Origin of the sequence: Seongchinamella unica, from assembly GCF_004354085.1 — a bacterium.
Lineage (GTDB): Bacteria > Pseudomonadota > Gammaproteobacteria > Pseudomonadales > Halieaceae > Halioglobus > Halioglobus unicus.
Genome location: NZ_SMSE01000003.1, coordinates 593,078 through 612,033, shown reverse-complemented (window position 1 = coordinate 612,033; position 18,956 = coordinate 593,078). Strand labels below are relative to the sequence as shown.

17 protein-coding genes are annotated in these 18,956 nt (G+C 59.2%); 6 read left to right on the top strand and 11 right to left on the bottom strand.

The genetic code is table 11. The annotated features are described in order from the left end of the window. Window positions 1–4: 4 nt before the first annotated feature. The 3 genes from E2F43_RS15005 to E2F43_RS14990 are packed head-to-tail and all read left to right on the top strand — an operon-like array spanning window position 5 to window position 4,472. A complete protein-coding gene (locus tag E2F43_RS15005) occupies window positions 5–1,681 on the top strand; it encodes a DnaJ domain-containing protein (RefSeq protein ID WP_133214060.1) in 1,677 nt (558 codons plus the stop codon). Next, the gene (locus E2F43_RS15000; protein ID WP_133214058.1) at window positions 1,681–2,979 is read left to right on the top strand and encodes a hypothetical protein; all 1,299 of its coding nucleotides are present in this window, start codon (window positions 1,681–1,683) and stop codon (window positions 2,977–2,979) included. The genes E2F43_RS15005 and E2F43_RS15000 overlap by 1 nt, the downstream gene beginning before the upstream one ends. Next, window positions 2,976–4,472: an O-antigen ligase family protein gene (locus E2F43_RS14990; protein WP_238946944.1), complete on the top strand. Its 1,497-nt coding sequence runs from the start codon at window positions 2,976–2,978 to the stop codon at window positions 4,470–4,472. Before E2F43_RS15000 ends, E2F43_RS14990 begins: the two co-directional genes overlap by 4 nt. Before the next feature lies 1 nt (window position 4,473). Here E2F43_RS14990 and E2F43_RS14985 read toward each other — a convergent pair whose 3' ends face one another. Then, entirely contained in the window at window positions 4,474–5,508 is a 1,035-nt protein-coding gene (locus tag E2F43_RS14985; protein ID WP_133214054.1) for an MraY family glycosyltransferase, read from the bottom strand. 299 nt (window positions 5,509–5,807) lie between these two features. Here E2F43_RS14985 and galE point away from each other — a divergent pair, with 299 nt between their 5' ends. After that, window positions 5,808–6,827 carry a UDP-glucose 4-epimerase GalE gene (galE, locus tag E2F43_RS14980; protein WP_133214052.1) on the top strand — a complete coding sequence of 340 codons (1,020 nt, stop codon included), beginning with the start codon at window positions 5,808–5,810 and terminating at the stop codon, window positions 6,825–6,827. An 800-nt stretch (window positions 6,828–7,627) separates the two neighbouring features. On the opposite strand, the gene E2F43_RS14970 is transcribed toward galE, so the two are convergent. Then, window positions 7,628–8,008 carry an MAPEG family protein gene (locus E2F43_RS14970; protein WP_133214048.1) on the bottom strand — a complete coding sequence of 127 codons (381 nt, stop codon included), beginning with the start codon at window positions 8,006–8,008 and terminating at the stop codon, window positions 7,628–7,630. A gap of 31 nt (window positions 8,009–8,039) precedes the next feature. Between E2F43_RS14970 and E2F43_RS14965 the strand changes: the two genes are divergently transcribed. Then, the gene (locus E2F43_RS14965) at window positions 8,040–8,825 is read left to right on the top strand and encodes a YdcF family protein (RefSeq protein WP_133214046.1); all 786 of its coding nucleotides are present in this window, start codon (window positions 8,040–8,042) and stop codon (window positions 8,823–8,825) included. A 113-nt stretch (window positions 8,826–8,938) separates the two neighbouring features. Continuing rightward, entirely contained in the window at window positions 8,939–10,771 is a 1,833-nt protein-coding gene (locus E2F43_RS14960; protein ID WP_133214044.1) for a sensor domain-containing diguanylate cyclase, read from the top strand. A gap of 454 nt (window positions 10,772–11,225) precedes the next feature. Here E2F43_RS14960 and E2F43_RS14955 read toward each other — a convergent pair whose 3' ends face one another. The 9 genes from E2F43_RS14955 to E2F43_RS14915 form a co-directional block, all read right to left on the bottom strand. Further along, a complete protein-coding gene (locus tag E2F43_RS14955) occupies window positions 11,226–12,440 on the bottom strand; it encodes a lanthionine synthetase C family protein (protein WP_133214042.1) in 1,215 nt (404 codons plus the stop codon). A 158-nt stretch (window positions 12,441–12,598) separates the two neighbouring features. Further along, complete coding sequence (locus E2F43_RS14950) at window positions 12,599–12,979, bottom strand: hypothetical protein (RefSeq protein ID WP_133214040.1); 381 nt, start codon at window positions 12,977–12,979, stop codon at window positions 12,599–12,601. A 331-nt stretch (window positions 12,980–13,310) separates the two neighbouring features. After that, window positions 13,311–14,189: a trypsin-like serine protease gene (locus E2F43_RS14945; protein WP_165954334.1), complete on the bottom strand. Its 879-nt coding sequence runs from the start codon at window positions 14,187–14,189 to the stop codon at window positions 13,311–13,313. Window positions 14,190–14,407: 218 nt separating this feature from the next. After that, entirely contained in the window at window positions 14,408–14,896 is a 489-nt protein-coding gene (locus tag E2F43_RS14940) for a hypothetical protein (protein ID WP_133214036.1), read from the bottom strand. A 141-nt stretch (window positions 14,897–15,037) separates the two neighbouring features. Beyond that, window positions 15,038–15,406, bottom strand: coding sequence for a hypothetical protein (locus E2F43_RS14935; RefSeq protein ID WP_133214034.1), 369 nt, complete (start codon window positions 15,404–15,406; stop codon window positions 15,038–15,040). 181 nt (window positions 15,407–15,587) lie between these two features. Then, entirely contained in the window at window positions 15,588–16,148 is a 561-nt protein-coding gene (locus E2F43_RS14930) for a hypothetical protein (RefSeq protein WP_133214032.1), read from the bottom strand. A gap of 333 nt (window positions 16,149–16,481) precedes the next feature. Continuing rightward, entirely contained in the window at window positions 16,482–16,952 is a 471-nt protein-coding gene (locus E2F43_RS14925; RefSeq protein ID WP_133214030.1) for a hypothetical protein, read from the bottom strand. A 129-nt stretch (window positions 16,953–17,081) separates the two neighbouring features. Next, window positions 17,082–17,978: a sulfotransferase domain-containing protein gene (locus tag E2F43_RS14920; protein WP_133214028.1), complete on the bottom strand. Its 897-nt coding sequence runs from the start codon at window positions 17,976–17,978 to the stop codon at window positions 17,082–17,084. A 172-nt stretch (window positions 17,979–18,150) separates the two neighbouring features. Then, on the bottom strand, window positions 18,151–18,840 hold the full coding sequence (locus E2F43_RS14915) for a winged helix-turn-helix transcriptional regulator (protein WP_133214026.1): 690 nt from the start codon (window positions 18,838–18,840) through the stop codon (window positions 18,151–18,153). Between the last annotated feature and the right edge of the window lie 116 nt (window positions 18,841–18,956).

The following is an 18,956-nucleotide window of genomic DNA, read 5'->3' as shown; positions in this document are numbered from 1 at the left end:
AACGGTGATTCCCGAGCTTCTCTACCTGGCGCTGGACTTTTACCGCGAGCCGCGCCGCTTCGACAGCCTGCGCGACCGGGCGGCGCCGTTGCCGCCGGGGGTGGGCGAGCTGCTGGCCGCGCCCGGCCAGTGCCTCAACGAGGACCACATTGCCGCCACCGCCGCGGCGCTCAATGCCTCCGCCGAGGACTGCCGGGCCTGCGTGCCCTTCTTTATCCGCCAGGTGCTGCTGGAAGTGCCGGGGGATCACTACCGGGTATTGGGCGTGTCCCGGGAGGCAACCCCGGGGCAGATCAAAGCGCATTATTTTTACCTGATGCGCCTGTTCCACCCGGACCGCGAGGTCAGCGACGAGGGCTGGGACGACCTCTACGCCCCGCGAATCAACGAGGCCTACCATGTGCTGCGCAACCCGGCCCGGCGGGCAGCCTACGACGCCGAGCTGGCCGACCCCGGCGACGGTTTCGACCCCGGGTCGCTGAGCCGATCGGCGGCCATGGCTCCGGCCCGGCGGACGGCTGGCTCGCCGCCGGGGGCGGTTCCCGGCCCGCGCCCCGCCTCGCTGCTGCGCAGCCCGTGGCTCTACGCCGGCCTGGTCCTTGTCTCCCTGGGGCTGCTGTTTGTGCTGTTGTACGGCTCCAGCCAGACGCCCCAGCTGACGGTGGCGGAGGCGCAAACCGCCACCGGGGCGGACCAACTGCCGCACTACGATTCCCTGCTTGAGCTGCAGCGCGATGTGGCCGCCAGCGAGCCGGGGCAAGCCGCCGATGCGGCCCCGCGAGAGAGTGGCAGCGTGGCGGCAGGGCCGCCGCCGTCGTCCGAGGCACGCATAGAGGCGCTGGTGCAGGCCAGGGTCGCCAGCGCCACCCGGGCCGTGCTGGGCGCCCCCAAACCCAAGGCCCGGCCCCGGCCCGCCAGGCAGGAAACGGTGACCGAGCGACAGCCGGTTGCCCAAGCGCCATCCGCACCCGCGACTGCGCCCGAACCCGCGACTACGCCCGAACCAGCGACTACGCCCGAACCAGTGCCGGCACCGGAACCAGTGTCAGCACCCGAACCAGTGCCAGCACCCGAACCAGTGCCAGCGCCAGAACCAATGCCGGCACGAGAACCAATGCCGGCACGAGAACCAATGCCGGCACGAGAACCAATGCCGGCGCCGGAATCCCTGGCTGCCGCGGCCCCCGCAGAAGCGGCGCCCGAGCCCGCCCCGTTGCGTGCAGCCCCGACCGCTGTGGCAGCTAGCGCCCCCCGGCCAGCGCCGAAGGCGGCGGCTGCGCCTGCCCCTGCGCCGGAGCCCGCCCCCCGGACGGTGCCCGCAGAGATCAGCGATGCCGAGCTGGCGTCCCTGCTCGCGGCCTTCGCCCGGGCTTACGAGGCCGGGGATGCGGCGGACTTTGCCCGCCTGTTCTCGGCCGACGCCGTCACCACCGACGCCAGTGGCCGGGCAGACATCGAGGCGCTGTACGCCGGGTTTTTCAACGACACCCGGATCGAAGCGTTCCAGTTCGAGGGGGTGCGCTGGAAGCGCGGCGGCCAGCGCCGCAAGGGCAGGGTGCAGGCACAGATCACCACCGCGCCACGCCAGGGCGGCGAGCGCTCGGTGGTCGACACGACGATTAACCTGCAGGTGCGGCGCAGCGCCGGCAACGGGGTGGAAATCACAAGGATGACGTATTGATGACGGGTAACGCGCCCACCACGGCTTCGCCGGCCCTTCGCCGTGGCTTATTGCTGGCTGTTGCGCTGTTTCTCGCCTGGCAGGTGATCACCCTGCAGGTGGCCAACCACTATGCCCGCAATGCCGATGCCGGCGACGCGGCTGCGGCCGCCCGCGCCCTCGGCTGGGACCCGGGCCAGCCCCGGGCCCTGGAACTGCAGGCGCGCATCCTGCTGGCCGACGCCACCGAGGACACCCTGCCGCAACGGGCGCCGGAGGCCCAGGCGCTGCTCGAGCGGGCGGTGACTGCGGAGCCCTCCCGGGGCAACAACCTGGCCCTGCTGGCGCTGCTGCGGCAGCGGGAGCATGACGGCTCCGCCCCGGTGCTCGCCTCCCTTGCCGATGAGCTGGCGCCGGTGCATCCCCAGGTGCAGCGCAACCTGGCCCGCTATTACCTGCTGGCCACGGAGCTGGACCAGGCGGTGGTTCACGCGGCGCGGGCGATGGTCGGCAAGCCCGGGCTGGCGTCCGATTACTATCCCCTGCTGATGCAGGTCGCCGCCGACCCCCGGGCCCGGGACGTGCTGGCGGCCATTGCCGACGACCCGACACCCTTCCCCTGGTGGCAGGGCTTTTTCCGCCATGTGGCCACCAATGCGCAGGAACTCGACGCCCTGCGTTCGCTGGTGAGCTTGCGCCAGGCGTCCACCGCCCTGCCGCTCACCGAGTATGAGCGCAACCTCTATATCAACCGCCTGCGCCGGGAAGGCCTGGTCGACGAGGCCTACCTGCACTGGGTCAATGGCCTGGGCAAGGCCCAGCTGCGCAGCCTCGGTTACCTCTACGACGGCGGCTTTGACCATGACTTCGCCAACGATTCCGGCTTTGGCTGGGTGGCGCGGCCGCCGGGCAACAGCGGCATTCGCATCAGCCGCGGCGACACCTATGGCGCCTCCAACGACAAGGCCCTGCGGCTGTCCTTCCGCGGCAAGCGGGTGCGTTTTTCCCATGTGTACCAGCAGGTTTTCCTGGCGCCGGGCGCCTACACCGTCAGCGGCCGGGTGCGCCCGGACCAGCTGCGCGCGCGCCGCGGCCTGCAGTGGCGCCTCTACTGCAGCACCGGCGCCGGCGGCACGCTGGGGGAGAGCGAGCTGTTTGTGGGTACCGGTGACTGGCGCAGTTTCCAGTTTGAGGTGGTGGTGCCGCCCGAGTGCAGCGGCCAGACGCTGCGGCTGTACTCTGCCGGGCACCGCGACGTGGACCACGAGCTTGATGGGGCCATCTGGTTTGATGACTTGCAGATAGGGTTGGATAAATGAGTACGCGGCAACCGTTAACCGACTGGAGCAGCCGCCTGGGCTACTACACCCTGCTGGCCATGTTGTTGTTTGCACCCCTGTTCCGTTCCGGCAAGGTCCCGCTGGCGGTTATGACCCTGGAACTGCTGGCAATCGCCGCTCTGGTGCTGCTGTTGTGGCGGCCCCGGGGCCTGTCGTCGCTGGCGCTCGCCGAGCGGGTGCTACTGCTGGCGCTGCTGGCGGTGCCGCTGCTGCAACTGCTGCCGATCCCGGGGTTGAGCCGCCTGTCCCTGCCCGGGCAGGCGGATTACTACACCGCCCTACAACTGGCGGGCAGTGACAGCTGGACGACCCTGTCGATCCTGCCGCGGGAAACCGCCCTCGGCTGGCTGGTGCTGTTATTGCCCGTGGCGGTGTACCTGTTGGTGCGCAAGCTGAGCGTTGCCCAGATCCGCACGGCGCTGGTGCTGGTCTTCGTGATGGCCGCCGCCCAGGCGGTGCTGGGCCTGCTGCAGTATGGTACCGGGCCCGATTCACCGTTCATGGCCGGCATGGATGAATCCGGCGGCCTGGCCAAGGGCACCTGGCGCGGCCGCAACAGCTATGCCAATTTCCTCGACATGACCCTGATGGTCAGCCTGGCCCTGTTTATGGCCACCCTGGGGCGACAGCGCCGCGATGCCGGCGCCCAGACCCTGCGCCAAAAGCTGGTTTACCTGTCGACCCTGCAGGGCCACAAGGCCTTTATCTACGGCGCCCTGTCGGTGCTGCTATTGCTGGCGGTGGTGTTCAGCCGCTCGCGCGCCGGCATCGGCATGGCGGTGGTCGGTATCCTGTTGGTGGGCACCCTGTTCTCCCGCCGTATCGGTGGCTCGAATATCTACGGCCTGACCGGTACCGTGGTTTCGGTGGTGCTCGCCTGTGGTATTGCCATCGGCCTGGGGCCGGTGTGGGAGCGCTTTGCCGCCCGCGACCCGATGTCCGACGGCCGCTGGACCACCTTTGAAGGGGTTATCAGCGGCATCGGCCAGTTCTTCCCGTTCGGCGCGGGCAGTGGCACCTTTGAGCAGGTCTTCCCCGCCTTCCAGGCCCTGGAACAGGCCTCCGTGACCATGAACCAGGCCCACAACAGCTACCTGGAATGGCTGTTCACTGCCGGTGTCATGGGCGGGCTGCTGATAGTCGGTTTTCTCGGGCTGTATGTGCGGCGCTGGTTCCAGGTGTGGAAGCGGGGGGACTGGGGCGACTTTCGTTACATCCAGGTGGGGGCGGGGCTTGCGCTGCTCCTGACGCTGGGGCACGAGATGGTGGACTTCCACCTGTTTGTGCCGGCCAACCTGGTGTTTTTTGCCTTTTTTGCCGGCATTTTCTTCTACCCCTACGAGGAGCCGGCGCCAACGGCCGCAAGGCGGCGCACGGTGACTGCCGATGCCGGTGTTGAGCGCAACCGGCCGGTGCTGCAGCCGGTGTCGCCAGAGCCGCAATCCAACCCCTTTATGGACGAGGATTCCTGACTCAGGCGGCGTTGGCCAGGTTGTCGCCGGCGTGAAGCTTGCGGTCGGCAACGATCGCAAATACGCAGTGGGCGATAAACAGCAGGAAGTAGCAGGCCAGGCTCAGGTAGTCCGGCACGGCCTCCAGGGCCAGGCCGGTGGCCGCGGTGAGGCCACCCCAGGCCACGATCAGCACCAGTGTTTGACGGGGGCCAAGGCCCAGGTCCAGCAGGGTGTGGTGCAGGTGCCAGCGGTCGGCTTCCATCAGCTTTTTGCCGTTTTTCAGGCGCCGCAACATGGTCGCCAGCATATCCATCAGCGGTACGGTGACCAGCCACAGTGCGGTCACCGGCCGTATCAGCGGATCGTCTCCCTGGGAGAAATACACCAGGGAGGCGGTCACCAGGAAACCCAGGGTCACGCTGCCGCCGTCGCCGAGAAACATTTTGGGCAGCAGGCGATTGTTGGGCCCCAGGTTGAACAGCAGGAAAACCGCCAGCGGGATCAACATCAGCATCAGCGTGCTTGCCATGGGATGCGCTGCCTGCAGGGCGAGGCCGTACAGCGCCAGTAGCGGCAGCGCGATCAGCGAGGCCGCCAGTCCGTCGATACCGTCGATCATGTTGTAGGCGTTGGACAGCCCGGCAACCGACAGCGCGGTGAGCGGAACCGAGAGCGCCAGCAGCGGAATGTCGCCCATGGCGAGCAGGTTGCCCACGTTGCTGATGGCAAGCCCCCCGAAGGTGGCCAGGCAGATGCCCGCGCCGTACTGGATGGCCAGGCGCGCCCAGGGATTAATGTGGCGGATATCGTCAAACACCCCCACCAGGAATACCGCCGTGGCAATGGCCAGGGTTTCCATCGTATAGGGCGGTATGTCCAGGAACAGGGTGCCGAACAGGATGGTCAGGAACACGGCCACGCCGCCGGTGAGCGGCACGGCGCCCCGGTGCTGTTTCCGGCTATCGGGATAATCAACCAGGCCCAGCCGGAAGCCACTGCCGACGGCTATGCGGCTGATAATGAGGGAAGCGATAAATATAAATAGAGGCAACATCGGTGAATCAACAGGAGGTTTTGTGAGGTGCTCGCGGTCAGCTAACAACAGGGGCCAAGGTTAGAGCAAAGCAATACCAAGAGCAAAGCCGTGACCCTGATCTGTAATCAACTGTAATTTTACCGGCAGCGGGCGCCTCAAGTGGGTGGCGGTCGCCGGTTGCCCGCGATTATACCCTCTCTCCACCCCGGCGGTAAGCGCCGGGGACGATTTGAGCCGACGCCCTTTACGCGCGGCAGTTAGTCAGCGCCGGCGCTGGCGGGTTACAATCGCGCTTTTCCCGGCTGTCTGAATTTTCTATGCCCAACACTATCCTGGTCACCGGCGGCGCCGGCTACATCGGCACCCACGCCTGCGTTTCGTTACTGGAGGCGGGCTACGCCGTGGTCGTGCTGGACAACCTGTGCAACGCCAGCCGGGAGGCGGTGTCCCGGGTGGAGGAGATCACCGGCCGGCCGGTGCCGCTGGTGGAGGGTGATATTCGCGACCGCGAGGCCCTGGATGCGCTGTTCAGCGAGCATGCCATCGACGCGGTCATGCACTTTGCCGGGCTCAAGGCGGTGGGTGAGTCGGTCGAAAAGCCGCTGGAATACTACGACAACAACGTCAACGGCACGCTGGTGCTGCTGGCGGCGATGCAGCGGGCCGGGGTCAGCAGGCTCATTTTTTCCTCCTCCGCCACCGTCTATGGCGACCCGGCCTCGGTGCCGATTACCGAAGACTTCCCCACCTCGGCCACCAACCCCTACGGGCGCTCCAAGCTGATGGTGGAGGAAATCCTCGCCGACTGGGGCCTCGCCCATCCCGACTGGAGCATCGGCAGGCTGCGTTATTTCAACCCGGTCGGTGCCCACAGCAGCGGGCGCATCGGTGAGGACCCCCAGGGCTGGCCCAATAACCTGATGCCCTTCGTGGCCCAGGTGGCCGTGGGGCGCCGGGACCAGTTGTCGGTGTTTGGTAACGATTACCCCACGCCGGATGGCACCGGGGTGCGCGACTATATCCACGTGGTGGACCTGGCCGAGGGCCACGTGGCCGCGCTTGCGTATGTGCTGCAAACCCCCGGGGTGATGACGGTCAACCTCGGTACCGGCACCGGCGTCTCGGTACTGGATATGGTGCGCGCCTTTGAACGGGCCAGTGGCAGGACCATTCCCTACCGGATCGTCGAGCGCAGGGCGGGCGATATCGCCGAGTGCTGGGCCGACCCGGCGCTGGCGGAGTCCCTGCTGGGCTGGAAGGCAACCCGCAGCCTGGAGCAAATGTGCGCCGATACCTGGCGCTGGCAGGAGCAGAATCCCAAGGGGTACGGCGGATAGCACCGCCATCCCGGCAAAGGCCTGTCATTGCAGCAAATGTCGGTCGTTCCGCAAAGGCCTGTGGTTTCAGCAAATGTCCGTCATTCCGGCGTAGGCCGGAATCCAGCGGCTACAGGACTTCGTCATTCCGGCGGAAAAGGTGAATTGCGCAGCAAGAGAGGGTGCCCTGGGCAAGCGGGAGTCCCGTGATCTCCCTGTTTTTGGCTTCAAAGTCCCTGGATTCCCGCGTGCGCGGGAATGACGGGGTTCGCTATTGCGTTCATTTCTCCTCATCCCCGCGAACAAGGTGAATTGCGCAGCAAGAGGGGGTGCCCTGGGCAAGCGGGAGTCCCGTGATCTCCCTGTTTTTGGCTTCAAAGTCCCTGGATTCCCGCGTGCGCGGGAATGACGGGGTTCGCTATTGCGTTCATTTCTCTTCATCCCCGCGAACAAGGTGAATTGCGCAGCAAGAGGGGGTGCCCTGGGGTACAAGGTGAATTGCTAAGCAAGAGAAGGTGCCCTGGGGCAAGCGGGAGTCTCGTGATCTCCCTGTTTTTGGCTTCAACGTCCCTGGATTCCCGCGTGCGCGGGAATGACGGGGTTTGCTATTGCGCTCATTTCTCTATTCCCGCGAACAAGGTGAATTGCGAAGCAAGAGAGGGTGCCCTGGGGTACAAGGTGAATTGCGCAGCAAGAGAGGGTGCCCTGAGGCAAGCCGGAATCCAGCGCCTACGGGACTCCGTCATCCCCGCGCAGGCGGGGATCCAGCGCCTCCGGGTACAGGCCGATTTACCCCCAGTTAATACATTCGGGCGTAAGGCTCAAATCTGCCCGATCGCGCCCCAGAAGCCCAGCACGACCAGCGCCACATTCGCCAGGAAGCCGATGATCATGCCGGTGCCGCGGCTTGACGGCTCGCGCATGTACGCCTGCCGGTAAACCAGCCTGCCCAGCATAAACACTGCGCCCAGGCCCGCCGCCCAGAGCGGGCTGAAGTAGTAGGCGCAAATCCACATGGCGGGAATGGTCACCGCCATCTGCTCCAGGGTGTTCATCTGCACGCGGAAGGCGCGCTCGAAGGTTTCGTCACCGCTGGTGGCGGGCGCTACCACCGTGTCCTGCCCCCGGGCAATGCCGCACAGCAGGGTGTAGACCGTGTACTGGACTAACAACAGCAGGGTGACAATTGCGACATATTGCATGGATTCATTCCCTTATGGCTTGGTATTGTGATTGCAGCGAGTATACAGGAAGCCTGCCATCTCATTCTCTCTGACCAAGCTGTTGTCCCTTCTCGCCTACCCGTTGAGCCTGTCGCTGTTGCTGGTGCTGCTGGCGATTCTGCTGATGCGCTGGCGACGGGTGGCGGTGACCTTGCTGGTCATCGCTTTCACCTGGCTGTATGCCTGTTCCACCGCACTGGTCGCCGATTGGCTGATGGCCAGCCTGGAAAATGACTACCGGCCGAAGGCCATGTCAGTGCTGCCCGGCGCAGATGCCATCGTCCTGCTCGGCGGCGCCACCCGGGGTGACGCCCACTGGAGCAGCATGGCGGACCTGCACACGGCGGCAGATCGGATTACCCACAGCCTGGCGTTGTACCAGGCGGGCAAGGCGCCGCTGGTGCTGGTTTCCGGAGGTGCCACCACCGGCAGCCGGCCCGAGGCGGAACAGATTGGCGACTACCTGGAATTGATGGGGCTGCCGGCGACGGCCCTGCTGCTGGAGCGCCAGAGTCGCGACACCCGGCAGAACGCCGCCTACTCCCGGCCGCTGCTGGAAGGGCGGGGAGTGGAAAAAATCCTGCTGGTCACCTCCGCCTACCATATGCCCCGGGCTGTGCCCCTGTTCGAGCGCGCCGGCTTTGAGGTGATTCCCGCCCCCACCGACTACCAGCGACTGGTGGGTGAAGCCGCCGTGCCGCGCTGGCTGCCCACGGTGGAAGACCTGGGACGCACCACCGCCGCCATCAAGGAATACGTGGGCTTTGCCTATTATCGGGCCCAGGGCTGGCTGTAAGCGGTTTTCTCCGGATTTTATGTGACCTGATTCAAGCTTTGGGCACGTCGGGGACGCATTCCGCCCGCGCGGCCCTATACTTTTTCCCTGACCCCAGGGGTGATAACAACTGCATGCGCCATTGCCAGACAACAGCCCACAGCTTGCTGACCGCGCTGACCGTCATCGCGGCCTGGTGCCTGTTGGTTGCCCCTGCGCCCGCCCTGGCGAAGGCCACCACCAGTGAATTGCCCTACGTGACTGTCGATGCCCTGGGCGACGGTGTCTCCCTGCGCGGGCAGTGGCGATTCCAGCCGGGGGATAATCTTGACTGGGCTGCCCCCGGCGCTGATGACAATCACTGGCGCAGTGTCGATATGCCCCAGCGCTGGCCGCGGGGCGGTTATCCCGAGCACCAGCACCTGGCCTGGTATCGACTCACCCTGCAACTGGACCCGCACATTGCCGGTGTTAACCAGGCGCCCATTCTGGCGGTACGCATGGGTAAAGTCCTGAGCGCCTATGAACTGTACGCCGGCGGCCAACTGGTCGGGGGCGCCGGCAGCCTGCCGCCGCTGGGGGAGTTCGACTATGACCGACAGCGGGTTCTCGTTATTCCGCCAGCGGCCATTAACAAGGACGGTACCCTGGTGTTGGCGCTGCGGGTATGGGGTGGCTCCGATGCCCTGGTCGACGCCTGGGGCGCCGGCCCGGTGTCCGGCGTTTTCATGCTGGGTGACTACCGCCGCCTGATGTTGCAGGGCATGGTCAGTGAAGTGCCCGGCCTGCTGTTCTGCGCCCTGATCTTCGCCTTCGGCCTCTATCACCTGTACCTGTTCGCGCGCAACAGGAACCTGGAAACCTACCTCTGGTTCGGCTTGATGGCCACCAATATCGCCATTTACGGGGTGATGCTGACCCAGTGGAAATACCTGCTGCCGATCTCCTTCCTGGCCATGAAAAAAATCGAGTTCGGGGCGATCTACCTGTTTCCGGCGCTGGGCATACAGATGGTCTGGTCGCTGTTGCAGCTGCCCATCGGTCGCTGGCTGCGGGCGTACCAGTGGAGCTTCCTGGCCGCGGCTGTGCTGGTCGTGCTGGTGCCGGGGCATGCCATTCACTTCCACACCCTGATCTGGTGGCAGCTGTGGACGCTGCCGATTATCGCCTTCGCACCGTGGGTGATATTCCGTGAATCCCGGGCGGGCAATCCGGAAGCGAAGACCATTTTGCTGGGCACGATTATCTTCCTTGCCACCGGCGTCAATGACCTGCTGATCGACCTGGCGCACATCGAGACCAGCAGGTTGGCGCCCCTGGGCTTTGTGGCGATTCTTATTGCGATGGCCGTGTCCATGGCCGACCGTTTCACCAGCATGTACTCCACGCTGGAAACCGAAGTGGCGGAGCGTACCGCTGAACTCAGCGCGGTCAATCGTCGTCTGGCGGAAGCGGCACGGGTTGACCATCTCACCGGGCTGCTCAATCGGCGCGGCTTTACCGAGGAGGCCGAAACCGAGATCCGCAGAATGTTCCGCACCGGCAAAAGCTTCTCTCTGGTGCTGGCGGATGTGGACAACTTCAAGCAGTTCAACGACCAGTACGGCCATGTCTGTGGCGATCATGTACTCAAGCGGGTGGCCGCCCTGCTGGAAGAACGCACCCGCGATGTCGATCGGGTCGCCCGTTGGGGTGGCGAGGAATTCATCATGCTGTTGCCGGAAACCGAGATCGACGGCGCGGCGATCCTCGCCGAGAAGTTGCGCGACGCGGTTGCCGCCAACCTGTTCGAATTTGATAACCTGCGGCTGAGCCTGACCATGACCTTTGGCATTGCCGCCTTCCGCAAGGGTGAGTCCCTCGATGCCTGTATCGCCCGGGCCGACACCGCGCTCTACCACGGCAAGGAGGGCGGTCGGAACAAGGTAATGATAGGGAATTACAAGGGATTGAGTCTGGTGAATTGAGCCGCTTGCCTTCCCGATACCGCTCCGCCTAACCCTGGTACCCCTCCGTCAACCTGGTACCGCTTCGCCTAACCCTGGTACCCCTCCGTCATCCTGATACCTCTCCGTCAACCTGATACCTCTCCGTCAACCTGGTACCCCTCCGTCAACCTGGTACCCCTCCGTCAACCTGATACCTCTCCGTCAACCTGGTACCCCTCCGTCAACCTGATACCTCTCCGTCAACCTGGTACCTCTCCGTCATTCCGGCGAAAGCCGGAATCCAGCGGCTATAGGGCTCCGTCATTCCGGGGTGCAAGGTGAATTGCGCTGGAAGTGCAAGAGAAGGTGCCCTGGGGTACAAGGTGAATTGCGCTGGAAGCGCAAGAGAAGGTGCCCTGGGGTGCAAGGTGAATTGCGCTGGAAGCGCAAGAGAAGGTGCCCACCCGACCTTGAGCATTTTCTGGATGCCCGGTCAGAAATGATCGAGAGTGGGGAAATCAGCTTTACCCTCCAGGCAGTCCGCCAGGTAGAGGGCCAAACCCAGTGCCCCATCCCACAAATTTGAACTGGCGTTGACCCCGGCCTCAGAACGTTCGTGACGCTGCTCAATGGCTGCAACCGCAAACTGACGCGCACGCTGCAACCAGAGCTCATCTCCCGTCAGGTGATACATCTTTAAAAGCGCATAGCCATTGCCCGGCGTCCCGTGGCACAAGCCGGGAAATTTGTTGAGCGGTCCGGCCTGCCAGGTGAGTTCGGCTGCCTCTCGCAAGACCTGATCGAAGTCTTCATAACCGCAGCCGTAAAGCGCTGCCAGGCTAATGACAAACCCCGGTGCCCCATGGCACTGCTGGACAAGGAAACTATCCCGGCCTTTCCTCGCCTTGCCGATACTGGGACGCCAGTTGGCGAGGCCATGCTCGCGCTGGGCGGTCCGAGTCACTGTTTGGGCGATACTGTCGGTCCAGCACCGGTATAGGTCATCGCCCAAAATTTCCCGCGAACGCAATACCGGAAATACGTTACCCACATAGCCGTGTCCCGCGCCGGTCAACCAGGTTTGTTCCCCGTAAATTTCGATATCCCACATCAGGCAGCCTGTCTGGGGTTGCGGCTCAAGTCGGTTCCACAGATAGTCGGCCCCGAGCCGCAAATGGTCGGCGAACCGCTCGTCGCCGGTTGCCCGGTACAGATGACTGGCAACCAGCATCGTGCTCGGCGCTCCCCACAGGTTTTCCATCCAGGGGTGCTCCATATTGGCGCCAATCAACTGATCCAGTCGATCTAACAGTCCCGGTTCGCCGGTTTCCTTCCAGGCCTGAAGATAGACGCCAGTTTCACCCAGGTAAAAAGAATGTGATAGCGGTACATCGAACTCCGCAAAAAATGCGGGGCAGTTTATCAGCTCGGGAGTAACGGCAAGCTGAGAGGCACACAGGCCAACCGGCGCTTGATCCAGATAACCTCGATCAGTCAGCCTGTCGATGGCCCAGGCAATACCGGCGACTCCGGCATAGAGGCTCAAGGGAAAGTCGATTTCACACGGCCAGAGACCCGTTTCCAGGCGGGCAGCAAAAACTGCGTCAACGATGCAACGAATCTCCTCCCGCGCGCTCTGCTCATCCCAGGGCGTCGAACTCACCGCCCGGTGCCGTTCCCGTTCGTACAGTGGATGTTGGTCTGACATAAACACTCGCTTTCTGTTGAATTTTTTATCGCGGTATCTTTACAGCCTTTGCCTTACTACGGGAATAACCCCTGTGTCAGCTGTTGGGCGATAAAGGGACGTCCGCGCCCGGATTCCACCAGGCCGGGGTGCTAATGCCCTTGTTCACCTCAAGGCGATCATATTGGTTTGGGGTGCCGGACGGTCCACATAAAGTATAGCGAAGCAAAAACACCACAGACCATTACGACGGTGAATCCGAAAATCCCAAATTCCATTAAAAATCCGTGCGAGTATTGGAGCAATATCCCCTCTTTGCCAGAAATGATTTCTGCAAGTCTGATTGCCCCAATTCCTGAAACACACTGCGTTTGAATAACGCCATATACCCAAAACAGGTACAGTGTAGTGACAATTGAATACTGTTTACGAGTCAGTTTGTCACCCACCAGGTAAGCGACTACGAGGTAGGCACTGACCAGGGTAAAATACATTTGAGAGCTTTCCCACAGTGTATCGAACTGGTTGTGCAGCAGTTCGCCCATTTCATATTCGGTCATTTGTTTATCTCCATGATTAGATCTTCAACAAAGATAGACGAAATGCCGCATAGCAGGCGAAAGCGTTTGGAAAATGGCCAGCCTCGATTGGCGGTGATTCTCAGTAAGGTTGGGGCTGCTTTGAGACCGCAGATCGGGCTTCTGCAGGCAGTCTCACCCATCAAGGCTTGGCGAGTTTTGATACCCCAATCAGCCCAATGTCATTAACCAAGAGATAGGTGACTAGAACCGGTTGAATCCACACCTAATAGCGGACGTGCGAGTTCGCTATCGGTGTGGAATGACTGGGGGCCAGTTCAGATGGCGGGCTGAACTTCAGACCGTTTGTTCACTAAGGTAAGTAGGGCAACACAAAATCAAGAACATCGTCAATGTCTGTTCTTAGGTTGTAACCCACGCCAGTGCAGAATTGCGTGATTCCAAATGACGTAATGCCGGAGATGTACTCAATCCTGGTTTCCGGATCAACCCAAAAACTCGGTCCACCTGAATCTCCAAAACAGGTTCCACCCACACCGTTACCCCTACCAGGGTTATTAGTGAGCTGGAAGTTGTAGTCTCCGGTAATGGAACTTTTGGTATTTGTAACGGTAACTTCGGCTATGTAGCGCGCCCAGTCATCAGAAACAAACGGAACTGGCACTAGTTCTTGTGCACCGTAGCCAACCACCGTAAACGACCTATTCTGCTTACCTTTCCTCTTATCAAGTGAATCGAATTTTCCCTTTTCAGGCAGGATTCCATATCCGCTGCTTGTTGGGTAAGGAGCGTCCACATCCAATAACAGCACGCCCACGTCATATGTTCTTGGGAACTCGGCGTATTCTTTGTATTCAGGATGGGGAACTGCAGTAACGTGCTCCCACGTAGTGAATATCCACTGAGCGAACTTGTCGAATCCTGAGCTGTCAAACGATTCATAGACGGATTGGCCGGTAAACAGCCAAGTTCCAAGATTAGGCTGGAGTTGATCGTTTTCATCAAGAAAGCCGGTGCAATGGCCTGCCGTCAAAACCACTCTCGGCGAAATTAAAGTGCCAGTGCAGGAAAAATAACCAATTCCTGGTTCATCTGGCACTGGTTGCGCAAAAAGGAAGGTGACGACGTTGTCTCTTTCGTTGTTCTGATCAGGGGTGCCCCACGGAATGGCCCACACGTTTACTGCCGATATCATTGCTAGAGATAATGACAATGTAAGTTTTTTGATCATGGCTATGTCCTTACTCCAAATTTGGTTCTTCGTTAGAGGAAATTTATGGCGCTTTGGCGCCTTAACAACAGCATGTATAGTCGACACTAGCGAAAAGCGCAAAATGCATTCCGACATGGCACCCTATACCCCTAGCCCGACATGCTGCATCCCTACGCCTCGGAGTTTGGCACAGCGCACCTCAAACCTGACCTATTTTGATCAGAGACATTTCGCATCTATTCCATTGCGCTGGCTCGTTCTGCCTCCCACTCAGTCGTGATTTCGTCTAATAACTGAATGAATTCGTCATTTTTATAGTTACCGGAATACATAAGCTCACGCCAGATTTCTAAGTTGCTCCAGTTGTCCTTTATTTTTCTTACTTCCCATTCCCACTCGGCATCGCTAAGAAGACCAAGTTTCCAAAGCTCATATTTTGCAGTCGCTATACCGGTGCTGGTCATGACTATTCGAAATAAATTTTTGTGCTCGCTCCACGTTAACTCTTCTTCGTTGTTCTCCAGTTTATAAATAGCTTTGTTGTACTCCGCGACATCAAGCACCTCGAGATAAACACTGGCCTCCAACTCATGTACTGAGACCGCAAGCTCTCCAACTGCGGTATCTCGGCTCAGTTTGAGCTCGTATGCAACCAGAGCCAGTGAAATGACCACTGCGGCAGCCGCAGCCATTTGAGCAACGAATTGATAGGTAGGTAGTTTCATCCTTGTTTTCCGTATTGGATTCCTACAACAAGGATAACCCGATGTCCACTAATAGGCGAAAGGGGAAGCCTGACTAGGAATTCGGATGTGAGAAGTGAAAGCTTCCGCTATCACCTCTACAGAGACACTAGCCAAGCCGCATCACTCTGTTTTGGGATGCCTGACCTGCCACATAAAGATCAACGATCCGATTACCATGACAAGCCGAACCGAGATAAACACCCATGGAGACGCGTTTTCTGCAGACGTGGGGGATTCGCCGCTCAGTTCCGCGAGCTTTCCTCCCCAGTAGTAAGCTCGGTCAAAATTATAGAGTTGACCCTGAATGCCAACTAGCCCAAATAGGATATACACAAAGTTTATGAAAGACACCTGAAAGCGCGTTAGCTTCGCACCGACAGAATAGGCCACTACAAGATATGCTGTGATAGTTGTTAGGAAAACAGCTTGTCCCTGAACGATATTACTTGAGATGCTGTTAATGAGATCAGATAGCTCGTACTCGGTCATTTCTTTTTCTCCGTGTTGTCAGAACCCCAACAAGGATAGACCGAGGTCTCTTAATAGGCGAAATGGGACGTACGATTCTGACACTGTCTGTCAGATCAAGTCTAAGCTATTACGATTGTGGTTACCCCGACCCGTACATCAGAAGTCGATTGTAAAAAGAAGGCCTATAGAGCTTAGTTGCTCAGACATTATCCTCTGATGAGTGTGCTGCCCCTGCAGCAGCAACCTCCTCATCTTGCTCGGAGAATACTCTTTCCACATCGCGCTTGAAGGACTCACGAAATTCATCCCCCAACGGAAATATCCCAAATTCCTCCCAGCTTTTCCTTTGCTCCCTCAGAAGTGCCGGAAACACTTCCAAATATTCAGGCGCTAATCCCTTTTCCATTGCATAATGGCGAGCAGTCACATCCGCCACCTGACTCAATATCGTCGTCCGCATATAAAAACGCTCAGTTGAATCAAGCGCGTTATAGCCTAACTCAAAGTATTTTAGGCGAGCCGGCAACATTGGTGACTCAGACAACCTCATCAAATAGTCGCTTTTCCTAAACAAGTTTGCTTGATAAGTCTGTACTAACGCTAGATTCCTACCCTCCTCCAATGATCGGGTATTGGCCTCGGTAGCCTCCTTACTGTGCTTGACCTCCGTTGCCAGATAAAACAGGGTCACCACCACCGCGATAGCCCCAATGAAACCACCTAAGTTACCCAGTACAGCCGTTATCTCTGTGAATGACATGATCTACCCCCCTGCTATTGATACAGTGAGGATCATACCGTTTAAAAGGCGAAAGAGGACATTTACGAGCTAAAAGCTGCTATGACCTCCTGCATATTGGATGTGTCCACGTAATTTTTGATTTTCCCCTGATCGTCCAGCAAAAAACTAGAAACTCCACGATAAGGTGTTACCGCGTCTCGGCCCGAAGGCCTCTCTTTCCAACCTACCACGAGTCGACGGCCATCTATGGCGTGCCAATCAGGGATTGTTCTCTATGGACGGCCAAGATTCCGCTACTTTCTTTAGCTAGTCTTTGCCGCACACGACGATATCCATCGCGGAATTGCCAAATCACGTCCGATTTTTTGTTTCTCTTGCTATCACTTCGGCAACATGACGCTGCATCTGCGGAGAAAAACTGTTTGCCTGGTTCTTCCAGTTCCACCGAGCAAATTCTGAGCTGTGGGTCAGCTCGTATAGCTCGTCATCGAAAGAGTTGATAACAGACATATCGATGACTCCCAGTTGATACTGCATTAACGCGCCCTCCATCATTGTCAGAGTGGAATGGAAGCGAAAAGAAGCCAGGAGTCGCTCTTTTTCTGTTAGCTCCTCTTCTGCATAGACCTTGGCAATTACATCGAATACCTCAGGATTGCTTGATAAGTCAGAAATTGACTCCGATATTGAAGTCTGAATCGCCAAAGATGCTTCGCTTTTCGTCGCGAGTGTGTTTTGAGATACCTCAATAGTCAGGAATATAATTCCGGCCAAAACGCCTATGTTTGCCAGCACCTCCATCCAAGCGGTAAAAAATTTCATGCCACAAATCCAGTTGTTAATGGTTGTTATAGAATAGATGACTCAGGGGCTGAGGCCGCTATTCGGTGTGGATTCAATCGGTTGTAGAAATCTCCGAGGAAACACTGTTCAGGCGGCCCGGAAGTGCCACTAACTGCCGCCCGCCAACAGCCAGGTTCGGGCCTTGTCGTCCGGCAAAAGTTCAGCAAGACGGGTATTGAAAAGCTCGATCTCGGCTTGCGAGAGTTGGCCTTCCCACTTGCGAGAACCGGCAGAATCGAAAAATCCGTCGTCGGATTTCCAGTAGCCGGTACCGCCCACCGGAGCATAGTCGACAGCTCTGGCCTTCATGGCCCCGAAAGCCGTCGCTGCTGCGACCTGGTCAATCAGTTCCGCGTCGACCTCAATGCCAGCTGCCCTGGCCAGATGTTGCACGGTGCGATGGCCGTCGCGCAACATGTCCGAATAGTGCAGGACGTGGAGGTGCGGATAGCGTCCGGAAAGGACCGTTTCACAATAGTGGAGGGTCAAGGAGGCCAATGTGTCTTTATCAAAATCGTCCGGGTCCGCTGATCCGTTGATAAACAGACGGATAGAGTCCGGGACGGATAAGCTCATCGGATGATCCGGTACGGCCACGCTTTTGTTGGCCTCGTGTTTGCGAAGGGAAAAGAAGACATCCAGTGGGTGTCGATAGACCGCGATTACTGTTACACCGTCCCAGATCGGAAACCCATCTGCCGGCGTATGCGTTTTCACCACCCGCCGCCCCTTTTGTGCGGCCAGACTGGCGGCAACTTCATCGGCGGGAACGCCAAGGTCCGCGTCAACCCAAGGAGACAGCACCGGTACCTTTTCCGGCAGGTCCGAACTGCCGTTGACAAGCATCGCGAGCATTGTCTGAGTCCAGGTTGTTCCACATTTGGGCGGCGTGCACACAAGGATGTCACCCTTTCTCGGACTCCACGTCACCCAACGCAACGGATCGGTGGTCGATCCGCGATATGCCCGAACCGCGGGTGAAAGAACTGGAGCAAGGACATTCATGGGTCGATCGTCTCATTGCGTGGCGCTTCAGAATAGCATTTTGTCCGGCCCTTTGCCGTCAAAATCAGAGCGTGCATTGATTCACCCTGTCTTCATGAATTTGTGTGGCATGCGTAATGCCAAGTCATAGCCAGGGGGCAGCCAGCCTTGAGACTCGGATTGAGCCAATAGACTATATGCGAACAGGGTTAACAGATTTCACGCTCGAGAAGTAGTTCGTTCCAAGCCATAGGTGAATATCTTTTTTCAGCTGTGAATCTCCAGCCATCTTCAACAGCTTTCTGCGGATCGCCTGTGCGAAGGTGATCTGACCCAGCCAGATGGCTGTTAACGACTTTACATCTGTCAGAATATGCAGATCCACGTCATAACCAGGATCTCTCATACAGACGTCGACTTCCCCACGCTCAACAATCAACCACCATCGCCGGTGTTTCGATGTGTAATCTTCGAACTCAAAGAGTAGTACCGTGTGGTGTTGGCCGAAATAATCCGCCTTCATGCTTCGGTGGATATCCCACATGAGCATTGAAGGATCAAGGTCTTTGGGCTCAAACCGGGTGGGCGCCCAGCGCTGCCCCCAGGTGCCCAGCGCCAGTAGTATGGGTTTCAGTTCGCGACCGGCTTCCGTGAGTGTGTAACGAATCCTTTTACCGGAATCTGACCGTTCAACAACACCAGCCGCTTCCAGGAATTTGAGGCGGGCCGAGAGCAACGAAGGGGACATCAAAGGAAGTCCTCTTCGAAGATCGTTAAAGGTCTCGCTTCCAGCGCCCAGCTCACGAACAACGAGGTTTGTCCACCGTTCACCCAGAACTTCAGAAGCTTTGGCAATTGGGCAGAATTGGCCGTACTCAATCATGACTTAACTCTATACGCTTAGCAGTGAACATGGTAGTACAAAAGTTGTACTAGCTGTCTGGGTCACGGGTCCTTAGGATCAGGCTTGCTGTAACACGAAACCCACACAGGAGGACT

Bases quoted from the DNA above. Each gene is read 5' to 3' on its own strand.
- E2F43_RS14925 (WP_133214030.1), bottom strand. From the start codon at position 16,952: ATGAAATTTTTTACCGCTTGGATGGAGGTGCTGGCAAACATAGGCGTT.
- E2F43_RS14940 (WP_133214036.1), bottom strand. From the start codon at position 14,896: ATGAAACTACCTACCTATCAATTCGTTGCTCAAATGGCTGCGGCTGCC.
- E2F43_RS14920 (WP_133214028.1), bottom strand. From the start codon at position 17,978: ATGAATGTCCTTGCTCCAGTTCTTTCACCCGCGGTTCGGGCATATCGC.
- E2F43_RS14955 (WP_133214042.1), bottom strand. From the start codon at position 12,440: ATGTCAGACCAACATCCACTGTACGAACGGGAACGGCACCGGGCGGTG.
- E2F43_RS14930 (WP_133214032.1), bottom strand. From the start codon at position 16,148: ATGTCATTCACAGAGATAACGGCTGTACTGGGTAACTTAGGTGGTTTC.
- E2F43_RS14985 (WP_133214054.1), bottom strand. From the start codon at position 5,508: ATGTTGCCTCTATTTATATTTATCGCTTCCCTCATTATCAGCCGCATA.
- E2F43_RS14915 (WP_133214026.1), bottom strand. From the start codon at position 18,840: ATGATTGAGTACGGCCAATTCTGCCCAATTGCCAAAGCTTCTGAAGTT.
- E2F43_RS15000 (WP_133214058.1), top strand. From the start codon at position 1,681: ATGACGGGTAACGCGCCCACCACGGCTTCGCCGGCCCTTCGCCGTGGC.
- E2F43_RS14945 (WP_165954334.1), bottom strand. From the start codon at position 14,189: ATGATCAAAAAACTTACATTGTCATTATCTCTAGCAATGATATCGGCA.
- E2F43_RS14970 (WP_133214048.1), bottom strand. From the start codon at position 8,008: ATGCAATATGTCGCAATTGTCACCCTGCTGTTGTTAGTCCAGTACACG.
- galE (WP_133214052.1), top strand. From the start codon at position 5,808: ATGCCCAACACTATCCTGGTCACCGGCGGCGCCGGCTACATCGGCACC.
- E2F43_RS14960 (WP_133214044.1), top strand. From the start codon at position 8,939: ATGCGCCATTGCCAGACAACAGCCCACAGCTTGCTGACCGCGCTGACC.
- E2F43_RS14935 (WP_133214034.1), bottom strand. From the start codon at position 15,406: ATGACCGAGTACGAGCTATCTGATCTCATTAACAGCATCTCAAGTAAT.
- E2F43_RS14990 (WP_238946944.1), top strand. From the start codon at position 2,976: ATGAGTACGCGGCAACCGTTAACCGACTGGAGCAGCCGCCTGGGCTAC.
- E2F43_RS14950 (WP_133214040.1), bottom strand. From the start codon at position 12,979: ATGACCGAATATGAAATGGGCGAACTGCTGCACAACCAGTTCGATACA.